This is a genomic window from Ralstonia sp. AU12-08 (genome assembly GCF_000442475.1).
GTDB lineage: Bacteria > Pseudomonadota > Gammaproteobacteria > Burkholderiales > Burkholderiaceae > Ralstonia > Ralstonia insidiosa.
Map to the genome: position 1 here is coordinate 75,448 of NZ_ASZV01000010.1, position 13,412 is coordinate 88,859.

At 64.0% G+C, this 13,412-nt stretch carries 10 protein-coding genes; 4 read left to right on the forward strand and 6 right to left on the reverse strand.

The window, feature by feature from the left end:
• Positions 1–36: 36 nt before the first annotated feature.
• Entirely contained in the window at positions 37–2,358 is a 2,322-nt protein-coding gene (metE, locus tag C404_RS37405; RefSeq protein WP_021193897.1) for a 5-methyltetrahydropteroyltriglutamate--homocysteine S-methyltransferase, read from the reverse strand.
• A 130-nt stretch (positions 2,359–2,488) separates the two neighbouring features.
• Here metE and C404_RS37410 point away from each other — a divergent pair, with 130 nt between their 5' ends.
• Positions 2,489–3,406: a LysR family transcriptional regulator gene (locus tag C404_RS37410; RefSeq protein WP_021193898.1), complete on the forward strand. Its 918-nt coding sequence runs from the start codon at positions 2,489–2,491 to the stop codon at positions 3,404–3,406.
• On the opposite strand, the gene C404_RS37415 is transcribed toward C404_RS37410, so the two are convergent.
• Complete coding sequence (locus tag C404_RS37415) at positions 3,407–4,327, reverse strand: LysR family transcriptional regulator (RefSeq protein ID WP_021193899.1); 921 nt, start codon at positions 4,325–4,327, stop codon at positions 3,407–3,409. It abuts the gene before it with no gap.
• 125 nt (positions 4,328–4,452) lie between these two features.
• Between C404_RS37415 and C404_RS37420 the strand changes: the two genes are divergently transcribed.
• Both C404_RS37420 and C404_RS37425 read left to right on the forward strand, forming a co-directional pair.
• Positions 4,453–5,610, forward strand: a complete 1,158-nt coding sequence (locus C404_RS37420) for an acyl-CoA dehydrogenase family protein (protein ID WP_021193900.1) — start codon at positions 4,453–4,455, stop codon at positions 5,608–5,610.
• Positions 5,611–5,715: 105 nt separating this feature from the next.
• The gene (locus tag C404_RS37425) at positions 5,716–6,354 is read left to right on the forward strand and encodes an FMN-binding negative transcriptional regulator (RefSeq protein ID WP_021193901.1); all 639 of its coding nucleotides are present in this window, start codon (positions 5,716–5,718) and stop codon (positions 6,352–6,354) included.
• Positions 6,355–6,398: 44 nt separating this feature from the next.
• On the opposite strand, the gene fahA is transcribed toward C404_RS37425, so the two are convergent.
• The 3 genes from fahA to C404_RS37440 form a co-directional block, all read right to left on the reverse strand.
• Positions 6,399–7,682, reverse strand: a complete 1,284-nt coding sequence (gene fahA, locus C404_RS37430; RefSeq protein WP_021193902.1) for a fumarylacetoacetase — start codon at positions 7,680–7,682, stop codon at positions 6,399–6,401.
• A 320-nt stretch (positions 7,683–8,002) separates the two neighbouring features.
• The gene (hmgA, locus tag C404_RS37435; RefSeq protein WP_021193903.1) at positions 8,003–9,349 is read right to left on the reverse strand and encodes a homogentisate 1,2-dioxygenase; all 1,347 of its coding nucleotides are present in this window, start codon (positions 9,347–9,349) and stop codon (positions 8,003–8,005) included.
• Positions 9,350–9,407: 58 nt separating this feature from the next.
• The gene (locus C404_RS37440) at positions 9,408–10,796 is read right to left on the reverse strand and encodes an MFS transporter (protein ID WP_021193904.1); all 1,389 of its coding nucleotides are present in this window, start codon (positions 10,794–10,796) and stop codon (positions 9,408–9,410) included.
• A 133-nt stretch (positions 10,797–10,929) separates the two neighbouring features.
• Between C404_RS37440 and C404_RS37445 the strand changes: the two genes are divergently transcribed.
• Entirely contained in the window at positions 10,930–11,847 is a 918-nt protein-coding gene (locus C404_RS37445; protein ID WP_021193905.1) for a LysR family transcriptional regulator, read from the forward strand.
• 44 nt (positions 11,848–11,891) lie between these two features.
• Here the strand turns inward: C404_RS37445 and C404_RS37450 are convergent, their stop codons facing one another.
• Positions 11,892–13,151, reverse strand: a complete 1,260-nt coding sequence (locus C404_RS37450) for a glutamate carboxypeptidase (protein WP_031329067.1) — start codon at positions 13,149–13,151, stop codon at positions 11,892–11,894.
• Between the last annotated feature and the right edge of the window lie 261 nt (positions 13,152–13,412).

Consider the following 13,412-nt stretch of genomic DNA (forward strand, 5'->3'; position numbering starts at 1 on the left):
GCGTCGGTTGGCGTTTTTCTTTGGTATTGGCGCTGCTTAAGCCGTAGCCGCCTCCGCTTGCGCAGCCTTGCTGCCGGCATGCAGCGCCTTGGCATGCTTGGCACGCAGGCGGCGCGTGGCCTCCACCATGCCTTGCAGCGCCGCTTCCACTTCCGGCCAGCCACGCGTCTTCAGGCCGCAATCCGGGTTCACCCACAGGCGCTGCACGGGCACCACCTGGGCAGCCTTGTCGAGCAGCGCTTCCATTTCTTCCACACGCGGCACGCGCGGCGAGTGGATGTCGTACACGCCCGGGCCGATCTCGTTTGGGTAGGCAAATTCGCCAAATGCGTCCAACAACTCCATGTTCGAGCGCGAGGTCTCGATGGTGATCACATCGGCATCCATCGACGCGATGGCCGGCAGGATGTCGTTGAACTCCGAATAGCACATGTGCGTGTGGATCTGCGTGTCGTTGCGCACGCCTGAAGCCGACACGCGGAACGCACGCGCGGCCCATTCCAAGTAGCCCGGCACGTCGGCTGCTCGCAACGGAAGCCCTTCGCGGAACGCCGGTTCGTCGATCTGGATGGCCGCAATACCCGCGGTTTCCAGATCGCATACCTCATCGCGCAACGCCAGGGCGATCTGCAGTGCGGTTTGCTCACGCGGCTGGTCGTCGCGCACGAAGGACCACTGCAGCATCGTCACGGGGCCGGTCAGCATGCCCTTCATCGGCTTGGTGGTCAGGCTCTGCGCGTACTTGGACCACTCCACCGTCATCGGCTCGGGGCGGTACACATCGCCGTAGATGACGGGCGGCTTCACGCAGCGCGAGCCGTAGCTCTGCACCCAGCCGTTGGCGGTAAAGGCGTAGCCCCACAGCAGTTCGCCAAAGTACTCGACCATGTCGTTGCGTTCGGCTTCACCGTGCACGAGCATGTCCAGGCCCAGGGCTTCCTGGCGGCGCACGACGTTGGCGATCTCGGCGCGCATGCGTTCGAGGTAGTCCAGCGCAGGCAACTCGCCTCGCTTGTTCTGGGCGCGCGCTTGGCGAATCTCGGCCGTTTGCGGGAACGAGCCGATGGTGGTGGTCGGCAGCAGCGGCAGGTTCAGCCGTGCTTGTTGCGCTTGCGCGCGCGTGGGGTAGGGCGCGGCGCGTTCTGCATCTTGTGCGCCGATGGCAGCCACGCGTCGTTTGACGCTGGCGTTGTGTACGCGGCGCGATTGTGTGCGCGTGGCGATGGCGGCGCGGTTGTCATCGAGCGCACCTTGCACGGCAGCTTGGCCTTCGACCAGCGCAAGCTTGATCACGGCCAGTTCGTCCAGCTTTTGGCGCGCGAAGGCCAACCAGCCCTGGAGTTCGTCGTCGAGCCGGGTTTCTGCGGACAGGTCCACCGGCACGTGCAGCAGCGAGCAGCTCGGCGCAATCCACAGGCGTTCGCCAAAGGCTTCGGCCAGCGGCGCCACGCGCTCCAGCACGCGCGCCAGGTCCGTGCGCCAGATGTTGCGGCCATCGATCACGCCGATGGAGAGCACTTTGTCGGCCGGCCACGGCGCAAAGGCGGCAAGTTGCTCCGGTGCGCGCACGATATCCAGATGCACACCCGCCACCGGCAGTGACTTGATCAGCGCGGCGTGGTTTGAAGCGGCTTCAAAGTACGTGGCCAGCAGCAACTTCGGGCCGTTGGCTGCCGCCAGCGTTTGATAGGCCGGGCCAAACGCGCCGACCCAAGCCTGTGGCAGATCGAGCACCAAGGCGGGTTCGTCGATCTGCACCCATTCCACGTTCAACGAGGCCAGGCGCTGGAGCACGGTGGTGTAGGCCTGCAGCACTTGCGGCAGCAGCGCGAGCTTATCGGTCAGACCATTGCGTGCTTTGGACAGATGCAGGAACGTGACCGGCCCGATCAGTGCCACCTTCACGCGGTGGCCGGCGGCCTGTGCTTCGCGCACCTCGTCGAACAGCCATTCGGCCCCGGGCCCGAACTGCAGGTCGGGCGTGAGCTCCGGCACGAGGTAGTGGTAGTTGGTGTCGAACCACTTGGTCATTTCCATGGCGGCGTGGTCGGCATTGCCGCGTGCGAGCACGAACGATTGCGCCAGCGTCAGTTGTGCCGCGTCAAAGCCAAAGCGCGTGGGAACGGCGCCCAGCAGGGCGGCTGTCTGCAGCACCTGGTCGTACCAGGCGAAATCGCCCACGGTTACGAAATCCAGCCCGGCGTCGCGCTGGGCTGCCCAGTGGCGCTGGCGCAATGCGCGGCCGGTGGCGCGCAGGTCGTCTTCCGCTGAGGCGCCTTTCCAGAATGATTCGAGTGCGAACTTCAACTCACGCTGTGCGCCGATGCGCGGGTAGCCGAGGGTATGGATGGTCGTCATAGGAGATGCGGGCGCCAATGTGCAGATCGATTTTCGAGTCCTGCGATGATGGGCGACGACATCACATGAATCAAATGATATTATTTTTGTATTCGTTGAATGAAATTCATATTTTGGGAATTGCACGGCCATGCTGGAAATCCGTCATCTACGTACCCTGATTGCCCTGGCTGATGGAGGCTCGGTGTCGCGGGCGGCCGAACGGCTGCACCTGACGCAATCGGCGCTGTCGCACCAGTTACGTGCGCTGGAATCGCACTATGGGCTGGCCGTCGTACGCCGCAAGGGGCAGACCGTGGAACTGAGCGAAGCCGGCGAGCGCCTGCTGGAGCTGGCTCAGAAAGTCGTCGCCGACATCCAGACCGCCGAGCGCGACCTGGAGCGCATCAAGGGCCGTGCAGCCGGCACGCTGCGCATTGCGCTGGAATGCCACACCTGCTTTGATTGGCTGATGCCGGTGATGGATGCCTTCCGCCAGCGTTGGCCCGAGGTGGAAATGGACCTCGTCTCCGGTTTTCATACCGATCCGCTCGCGCTGCTCAAAGATGGCCGCGCCGACGTCATCATCGGCTCCGACGCCAAGATGCGCCGGGGCGTGGTGTTTGCGCCGCTGTTCCGCTTCGAGATCCTGGCCGTGCTGCCGGTGGATCATCCGCTGCGCAACAAGAAGTGGCTGGAAGCGAAGGACTTTACTGACCAGACGCTCATCACATACCCCGTGCCGGAAGAGCGCATCGACCTGATCCGGCAGGTGCTGACGCCTGCCGGCATCGTATTCAATCGCCGCACGGCGGAGCTGACCATTGCCGTGCTGCAGCTTGTCGCCAGCCGCCGTGGGCTGGCAGCACTGCCCAGCTGGGGCATCAAGAACTACGTTGACTACGAATACGTGGTCGCCAAGCGCGTCGGCAAGGAGGGCGTGTGGAGCGACCTTTATGCCGCCATGACGCGCGACTATGCGCAGGCGCCGTTTGCGCAGGACTTTATCGAGACGGCCAAGTCGATTTGTTTTGCGCAGTTGCCGGGGTTGATGCCGTTGGAGGCGTAGTCAGGCGCGTTCTGTCTGGGGCAGGCGAGGCAGCTTGTCCTGCAAACCCGTTTTCAGAAAATCCAGCAAATGCCGCGTCGCTAGTGTCCGATAGCGGCTCGGCATGGCCAGCATGTAGAGCCGGCTGCCGAACACACTGAACCGATACCCCGGCAGCACGCGTTTGACGTGGCCCTCGCGCAAATCATCGGCGGCGGCGTAGTAGGGCAGGATGCCCAGCCCGTTGCCGGCGCGCACGGACGCTTGCAGGAACAGATAGTTGTCGGACGAAACGCCGGGGTCGAGTGTCACGTGCGTGCGCTCATCGCCCAGTTGCGCGGATAGGCGCAGCGGCTGCCCAACCGCCGGTGCGCTGACGATGGCGTGTTCGGCCAGCGCATCAAGCGTCTTCGGCGTGCCATGCACGGCCAGGTAATCAGGCGCGGCGCACAACACCCAGTCCACCTCATCGAGCAGCGTGGCGACCAGCGACTCGGGCGGGTTCGAGACGATGCGCAGCGCCACGTCCACGTCTTCGCCAATCAGGTCCGACACGCGGTTGTCGAAGCGCACATCCAGCCGGATGTCCGGATAAGCGCGCTTGAATGCCACCAGCAGCGGTGACACCAGCAGATGCCCCAGCCCCGTCGGGACCGACAGCCGCACGCTGCCCTGCAGCGATTTGCCCAGCGACGACACCAACGCATCGGCCGCCGCCATCTCCCGCAAGATGCTGCGCCCATGCTCGTAGATGCCGGCGCCGACTTCGGTCGGCTCCACGCGCCGGGTGGTCCGGCGCAGCAGTTGCACGCCCAGCGCCCGCTCGAAGGCCTTGAGTCGGTGGCTGACGTTTGAGCGCGTGGTCTGCAGCTTGCGTGCCGCCGCCGACAGGTTGCCCGCGTCGACAATTTCCACGAACAGCTTGAGTGCATTCAGGTCCATATCGGATCCATCCCGGTGGGCCATATTGGTGAAGTCGATTCGACATTCTGTTGATGTGGGACCTGATTGTCAAAACGCGCCAACCCGGTACCATCTCCCGGAATATCCAACAGGAGCCAAGCGACATGGCACTCGACGACGAATCCTTCGGTCTGCTGCAGCAATCGGTGCAGCGCTTCATTCAAGAACGGCTCGTGCCGGCGGAAAATTTCCTCGAAGAGGAGGACGACGTGCCGGCCGAGATCGTCGCCGACATGAAGGAGATGGGCCTGTTCGGCCTGTCGATTCCGGAAGAGCACGGCGGCATTGGCCTGTCGATGGCGCAGGAATGCGAGGTGGGGTACGACCTGGGCCACACGGCGCTGGCGTTCCGCTCGGTGTTTGGCACCAACGTCGGCATCGGCTCGCAGGGCATCCTGATGGACGGCACCGATGCGCAGAAGGCTGACTACCTGCCGCGCATCGCCAGCGGCGAACTGATCATCTCGTTTGCGCTGACGGAGCCGGGTGCCGGTTCGGATGCGGCATCGCTGCAGACGCGCGCCACGCTGGATGGTGATCACTACGTCATCAATGGCACCAAGCGCTTCATCACCAATGCGCCGCGCGCGGGGGCCTTCACGCTGATGGCGCGCACGGGTGGTGAGGGTGCAGGCGGCATTTCCGCCTTCATCGTGCCGGCCGATACGCCCGGCATCACGTTGGGCAAGCCCGACAAGAAGATGGGCCAGCGCGGCACCAAGACGTGCGATGTGGTGCTCGACAACGTGCGAGTGCCTGCTGCCAACATCATCGGCGGCGTGGCGGGGCGGGGCTTCAAGACCGCAATGAAGGTGCTCGATCGCGGCCGCCTGCATATCTCCTCGCTCGCATGCGGAATGGCGCATCGCTTGATTGCGGATGCCGTTGCCTACGCTAAGGAGCGAAAGCAGTTCGGCCAGCCGATCGCAGACTTTCAGCTGATCCAAGCCATGTTGGCCGATAGCCAGGCCGAGCTGTATGCCGGCATGTCGATGGTGCGCGACTGCGCCCGCCGCTACGACGCCAAGCCCGTCGGCAAGCAGGATCATGAAGTCAGCATGCTGGCTTCGTGCACCAAGATGTTCTGTACGGAAATGGTGGGCCGTGTGGCGGACCGCGCTGTGCAGATTCACGGTGGCGCGGGCTACATCGCCGAGTACAAGGCCGAGCGTTTCTACCGCGACGTGCGCCTGCTGCGCCTGTACGAGGGCACGACGCAGATCCAGCAGCTCATCATCGCCAAGAACCTATTGCGCGATTGAGCTGGCTCCAAGAATGGTTCCAAAGTTGGCTCTGTATTGGAGCCACGCTTTGGTTCAGAATGGGCAGGTTCCTACTTGATTTGTACGGCTGTTGCCGGAGTTGCCATGTACGTTCCCGCCCACTTTGAAGAATCGCGCACCGAGGCATTGCACGACCTGATTGCGCAGAACCCGTTTGGCTCTCTGGTCACGCACGGCAAGAGCGGGCTCGATGCGAACCACATTCCGTTTCTGCTGCTGCCCGAAGAGGGCAAGCTGGGCACGCTGCACGCGCACGTGGCGCGCGCTAACCCGGTCTGGCAGGACGTGGCCAACGGCGATGAGGTGATGGTCATCTTCCGCGCGGGCGATGCGTACATCTCACCCACGTGGTATCCCAGCAAGCATGAAGCCCACAAGCAGGTGCCGACGTGGAACTACCGCGTGGCACATGCGCATGGCCGCATCACGGTGCGTGACGATGAGCGTTTCGTCCGCGGCGTGGTGGCGCGCCTGACGCGCACGCATGAAGCATCGCAGCCCACGCCGTGGAAGATGTCCGATGCCCCGGCCGACTACACCGACGCGCTGCTCAAGATGATCGTCGGCATCGAGATCGAGATCACGCGCATCGAAGGCAAGCTCAAGCTGAGCCAGAACAAGGAGAAGCGGGATATTGTTGGCGCTGGCGAGGCGCTCAAGGCCAACGGTGAGCGCGTGATTAGCGACGCAATGCTGGCCTGCGCTGCCAACAAGGCGGAGTAAGAAGGCGTCGGGCAACGGACGCTTAATCCGTTGCCCTGGCGGTATTACTTTCCGCCGCGTGCCGGCAGGATTTCTCCGCGCACTTCACCAAAGCCCACGCGATAGCCATCGCCCTGGCACCAGCCGGTCATGGTGACTTCGTCACCGTCTTCCAGGAACGTGCGCGTGGTGCCCTGGGGTGTCCCATCCGCGAGGTCAAGCGGCTGCTTGCCGTTGAAGGTCAGCTCCAGCAGGCTGCCGTACGAATCGGGCGTGGTGCCGCTGATGGTGCCGGAGCCCATCAGATCGCCCACGCGCACGTTGCAGCCGGACACGGTGTGGTGCGCAAGCTGCTGCGCCATCGTCCAGTACATCGCGCGGAAGTTCGTGCGGGCGATGGTGGTGCGCTGGCCACCATGCGGACGCAGCGCCGTTTCCAGTGCGATGTCGTAAGCGTTCGGCTGGCTCTGGCGCAGGTACTCCAGCGGCTCGGGCGATTGCGCCGGGTTGGCCACGCGGAACGGCTCCAGCGCTTCCATCGTCACGATCCACGGCGAGATCGACGTGCCGAACCCCTTTGAGTTGAACGGGCCCAGCGGCACGTATTCCCATTGCTGGATGTCGCGTGCGCTCCAGTCGTTGAGTAGTACCACGCCAAACATGTGGTCCGGTGCGGCATCCACGGAAACCGGCTCGCCCAGCGCGCTCGGTTTGCCGACCACGAAGGCCATCTCCAGTTCGTAGTCGAGCTTGCGGCAGGCGGTGAAGATCGGGCGCGACTGGTCCGGCAGCTTGATCTGGCCCATCGGGCGGTGCAGCGGCGTGCCGCTCACCACCACCGAACTGGCGCGGCCGTTGTAGCCGATCGGGATTTCCAGCCAGTTGGGCAGCAGCGCGTTTTCCGGGTCACGGAACATGCGGCCGACGTTGGTGGCGTGTTCTTTGGAGGAATAGAAATCGGTGTAGCCGGGGATGTCGATCGGCAGGTGCATCACGGCGTGGGATTGCGGCACCAGTGCGCGGGCGTGCAGGGTGGCGTTGTCGCGTACGTGTGTGTCCGCCACGCTGAACAGCGCTTGCAGCTTCTTGCGGGTTTCGTGCCACACGGGCTTGCCCAGTGCGATGAAGGTGTTGAGCGTGCCGGTGCGGAAGGTGCCGCGTGTGGAGGCGGGCAGCAGGCCGGCGTCATCCAGTGCGCCGAGGTCGATCACCTGGTCGCCCAGGGCTACGCCGGCGCGCGGTGAGGGGTTCTCTTTGGTGGAGAAGATGCCGAAGGGCAGGTTTTCCAGGGGGAAGTGGGTGTCGGGGGTGTTGGCGGATTCGAGCCAGCTGAGTTGGCGTTTGGTCATGATGGGGGCGGTTTTTTGTTTGGTTGTCAGTTGTATGTTGACGCTGTCGGAGCATCCTCTGTTTCACCCCCTGCCGGGGGCGACTCACTTTCTTTGTCTTGCCAAAGAAAGTAAGCAAAGAAAGGCGCGCCCGAGATGGCGACCCATCCCTTGAATTTATGTCGCAGAGAGGGGAAGGGGAAAACTCGCTGCGCTCAGACAGTTCCCCTTCCTTTTTCCTCTCTGCAACAGAAATTCAAGGCGCCATCTAGGGCAGGGTACGGCCACACCTTCTGGGTGCTTGCCTTGGCGCCAAGGCGAATGCGGCGGATCGTGGGCTCTTAACGCTTGGTTGGGTCGAAATGCTTCTTCAGGCCTTGCCAGCATTCGAAGTACTTGGCTTGCAGTTGTGCGGATTCGGCCGCGAAGCGTGTCGGGCGGATGACTGCCGGCGTCTCGAACATGAAGGCCATCGTTGCGTCCACCTTGTGGGGCTTGGTGGTGTCACCGTTGCTGGCTTTCTCGAACGTGTCGGCATCGGGGCCGTGGCCGCTCATGCAGTTGTGCAGGCTGGCGCCGCCGGGTACGAAGCCTTCGGCTTTGGCGTCGTACACGCCCTGGATCAGGCCCATGAATTCGCTGGCGACGTTGCGGTGGAACCAGGGCGGGCGGAAGGTGTTTTCGGCCGCTAGCCAGCGCGGCGGGAAGATCACGAAGTCGATGGTGTCCACGCCCGGCGTGTCGGAGGGGCTTTGCAGCACCAGGAAGATCGACGGGTCCGGGTGGTCGTAGCTGATCGAGCCGATGGTGTTGAACAGGCGCAGGTCGTATTTGTACGGGGCGAAGTTGCCGTGCCAGGCCACCACGTCTAGCGGCGAGTGGCCGATCTTGGCGGTCCACAGGTTGCCCTGGAATTTGGCGACGAGTTCAAAGTCGCCCTCGCGGTCTTCGTACCAGGCGTGCGGGGTGAGGAAGTCACGCGGGTTGGCCAGGCCGTTGGAACCGATCACGCCCAGGTCGGGCAGGCGGAAGATCGCGCCGAAGTTCTCGCAGATGTAGCCGCGTGCCTCGCCATCGGGCAGCTCGACGCGGAAGCGCACGCCACGCGGCACGACAACAATTTCCAGCGGTTCGACGTCGACCACGCCCATCTCCGTCAGCAGGTGCAGGCGGCCTTGCTGCGGCACGATCAGCAGTTCACCGTCGGCGTTGTAGAAGAAGCGGTCGGTCATGTCCGCGTTGGCGGAGTACAGGTGGATGCCGCAGCCGGTTTGCGCGTCGGGGCCGCCATTGCCGGCAAAGGTGACGATACCGTCAACGAAATCCGTGCCGGCAGCGGGTGCGGGCAGCGGGTCCCAGCGCAGTTGATTTGGCGAGGGCGGAACCTCGTTGAAGTTGCTGTGGAAGCGCGTTTGAGCAATGGCTTCGAACGGCAGATGCACGGCGCCCGGGCGAATGCGGTACAGCCACGAGCGGCGGTTGTGCGCGCGCGGTGCGGTGAAGGCCGTGCCGGAGATCTGCTCGGCATACAGGCCATACGGCGCCTTCTGCGGCGAGTTCTGGCCGTGCGGCAGCGCGCCCGGCAGGGCTTCGGTGGCGAACTCGTTGCCGAAGCCGCTTTGGTAAGCGGGCCGGTCCAGCGACGCGGGGGTAAATGCGTTCTTGGCCGTCGGGGCGAGCATGTTCATGGTTGAAGTCCTCAGTTGGAGGGATGCGTCAGAAGAAAGCGTAGTCGTTACAGCGTCATCAGGCGGGTTTGCGCGCGGCAAAGCGTGCGGCGTCCGGGCCACTGGCGGCCAGCGTCAACGCCAGCACCATGCCGAACGACACCAGTGCCGGCACCGCTGCAGCGGAAAACAGCGCCGGGCCGCTCCACTGCATGGCAATCAGTTGTCCGCCGATCACCGGGCCGATGACCGAGCCGATGCGGCCCACGCCCAGGCTCCAGCCGATGCCAGTGGCGCGCAGTGTGGTCGGGTAATACGTGGCGGCCAGCGCATTCACGGCCGGTTGCCCGCCGACGATGCAGAAGCCCGCGACAAACACCACCGCCACCAGCACCGGCAACGCCGCCGCCACATGGCCGATCAGCGCAACGGTGGCGCAGGCAATCAGAAAGCACACGGCCAGCACGCGCACAAAGCCCAGCCGGTCGATCAGGCGGCCCAGCGTGAGGGTGCCGATCACACCGCCGACCTGCAGCGCGGTCGCCACCAGCACAGCGGTATCCGTCGGATAGCCCGCATCGCGGATCAGCGTCGGCAGCCAGTTCGACAGGAAGTACAGGTCGATCAGGTTCATGAAGTTGATGACCCACAGCACCAGCGTGACCTTGGCGCGGCCTTCGGTGAACAGGGCGGACACCGGCATGCCGCGAGCCGCCGCCTCGGGCACCACGAACTGCGTCTGTGCATTCACCTGCAATTGCGGGGCGAGCTTGCCCAGCCAGCGTGCAAGACGTTGATGGCGCGTTTGCGGGTCGCCCTTGAGCACGAGGTACTGGAGTGATTCCGGCAGCCACAGCACCATCATCACGCCAATGGCCAGCGGCACCAGGCCGCCCACCAGAAACACCGCATGCCAGCCGAAGCGCGACAGCAGCGCCGCGCTCACGAACCCGCCCAATGCCGCGCCCACGGTAAAGCCGCACGACACCAGCATCATCCACGTCACGCGCGAGCGCGCCGGGCTGAACTCACCGGCCAGCGCCATCGCGTTGGGCATGATGCAACCCAGCCCTAGACCGGTGATGAAGCGCAGCACGAGCAGCGCTTGTACTGTTTCCACCTGCGTGGTGGCCAGCATGCAGGCCGCAAAGAAGAACGTGGCGACAATCAGCACCGGCCGCCGCCCAAAGCGGTCGCCCAGCACGCCAAACACGAGCGAGCCGACCAGCATGCCGAACAGCCCCGCGCCGAACACCGGCCCGAGGCTCGCCTTGGTGATCCCCCAATCCTTGATGATGGCCGGCGCCACATAGCCCATGGCTTGCACGTCAAAGCCGTCGATGATCAGGCACAGCCCGCAGATGGCGAGCAGCAGTATCTGGAAGCCGCCGACTTTGCCCTGGTCGATCAGGCGGGCGAGGTCAACTGAGGCGGATGAGGCGGATGGCGCAGCGGGGGCAGGGCGCATGGTGGTCTCCGGTGGCGGCGTTGCCGCTCTGTTTTGGCTTTCTAGGTATGCGCGTATTGTCCGGATTGCGTGAAAATTTGGAATATCAATGCGAGAATGCATGCTATTGATATTGTGAATATTGAGGCGTCGAATGCTCAATCTGCGCGACGTGGACCTGAACCTGCTGGTGGTCTTTCAGGAAATCCTGCGTGAGAAGCGCATTTCTGTGGCGGCGGACCGGCTGGGCCTGTCGCAGCCGGCGGTGAGCAATGCTCTGGCCCGGCTGCGGCAGACCTTCGACGATGAGCTGTTCGTGCGCACCCCGCGCGGCATGATGCCAACCGCACTTGCCGAGCAATTGGCCGAGCCGGTCGCCATGGCGCTGGATACCTTGCAGCGGGCGCTGGGCCAGCGCACGCACTTTGAGGCGGCCAGCTCCACGCGCACCTTCACCATTGCCATGAGCGATGTCGGCGAGGTGTATTTCATGCCCGTGCTGGCGCAGCTGTGTGCCGAGCAGGCGCCCGGCGTGCGCATCGACACCCGGCGCGCCGGCGGTTTCGACATGAAGGCGGAGATGGAAGCGGGTGCCATCGACCTCGCCATCGGCGCGTTCGATGATCTGTCGGGCGAGAGCGTGTTCCAGCGTCGCCTGTTCCAGCAGGACTACGTGACGATGTTCCGGCGTGGCCATCCATTGGGGGCGGGCGAGCTCACGCTGGAGCGCTTTCGCACGGCGTCACATCTGGTGGTGGCGAGCTCAGCTAGCCCGTACAACGCCATTGGGCCGTTGCTGGACAAGGCGGGGATCACGCAATCCGCGCGTTTTTCGGTGCCGCACTTCGTGGCGGTGCCATACATCGTCAGCACCACAGATCTGGTGGTGACAGTGCCGCGCAAGCTGGCCGAGCGCGCGGCACCGCCGTTCGGACTGCAGTTCGTATCGCCGCCGCTCAAGCTGCCGGCGCTGCAAACCAACGTGTTCTGGCACCGGCGCTTCCATCAGGACGCCGGCAACCAGTGGTTGCGCAATCTGGTTGCGCAGCAGTTTGCTGAATTGGAGGGGTAACGCGAGTCATCTCCGCATCCATGGAGATGACTCGGCGGGCCGAATCAATCGGCGAGCTTGCCCTTGCCCATGACCTCCAGCATGCGCACCGTCAGGTACAGGCGCGGCACCACGCTGTCGAGGTCGGCCCATTCGTCTGACGAGTGCAGCCGGTCGCCAACGATGCCCATGCCGTCCAGCACGACGGGCTTGCCGCTGTTCGGGTGGTAGGCGAAGCCAGCATCGGTGCCGTAGCGCATGGCCACCGGCTTGATCGACTTGCCCAGCTCCTTGTAGATGCCATCAGCCGCAGTGGCCAAGCGGTCGCTGTCGGCATTCCGGCTGAACGGCGGGCGGCGGTTCTCTACCTTGACCTTGACCTCGGTGTCGGCAATCAGTTTTTTCTGGATGATCTTGTCGGCATCGGCCTGCACGCGCTGCACTTCGGCCACGTCGGCCATGCGCATGTCAGCGGTGGCGGAGGCCGCCTCGGGGATGATGTTGACGCGATCGCCCGAGCGCACCACCGTCCAGTTGACCGTGGTGCCCTTGGCTGGGTCGCCCAGATCCTTGAGCTGCACGATCTGGTTGGACAGTTCCAGTGCGGCGTTGCGGCCGGCTTCCGGCGCCGAGCCTGCGTGCGATGCACGGCCCTTGACGTCCAGATGCACATAGGCGATGCCGTTGGTGGCCACCGTCACCACGTCGGCCTCGGGCGGTTCATACACCAGCACGTAATCCTGATCGGCCGACAACTTGCTGATCAGGCTGCGTGAGCCGAGCGAGCTTTTTTCCTCATCGGGGTTGAACAGCACGGTCAGCGTTTTGTAGTCCTTGAAGCCGCGCGCGCGGGCGATCTCCAGCGCGTAGAGGATCATCAGCGCGCCGCCCTTGGCATCTGCCACGCCGGGGCCGGTGGCCTTGTTGCCGGTGATCTTGAACGGACGCTTGGCGGCCTCGCCGACACCGAAGACGGTGTCGTAGTGAATCATCAACATGATGTTCTGCGTGCCGGTGCCTTGCAGCTTGCCAATCACGGCCTTGCCTGCGGCCGGCGGCGCGGCAACGATCTCAACGCTGGCGCCGAGGTCTTTCAGATGTTGTGCGAGGATCGCCTCGACTTTCGCCAGCCCATTGGCATCGTCGGTGCCCGTGTCGATATTGACCAGCGTGGCCAGGTCTTTGACGAAGGCATCTTTGCGCTGTTGCGCGGCTTGGAGCAAGGCGCTATCGGCGTTGGCCGCCTGTGCGGGCTGTGCGAATGCGGTGGTGGAGGTGGCGCAGGCCAATGCTGCCGCCAGTGACATCAGTTGTCTCTTTTTCATCGCTGTTTGTTCTGATGGAGGGGGCGATTGTGAAACGGGTGCGTATCGCGCCGATCAACAATCGCGAGGAATTATCGCACTGGGTTTTCACAAGGTGTGCAGGAGGGGCGCTTGTTGGAGCGTCAAGCTTCCCGATCGGGTACTTACAGAGCACGACCCGCCGCCACGGGTTGGTTTGCAAGCATCGCGCGGCGAGCCCCCAAAACCTACCAGAATGATGTGCCCTGCACGGTTGACCAATCCGTCCTATCCTCTGCGCTG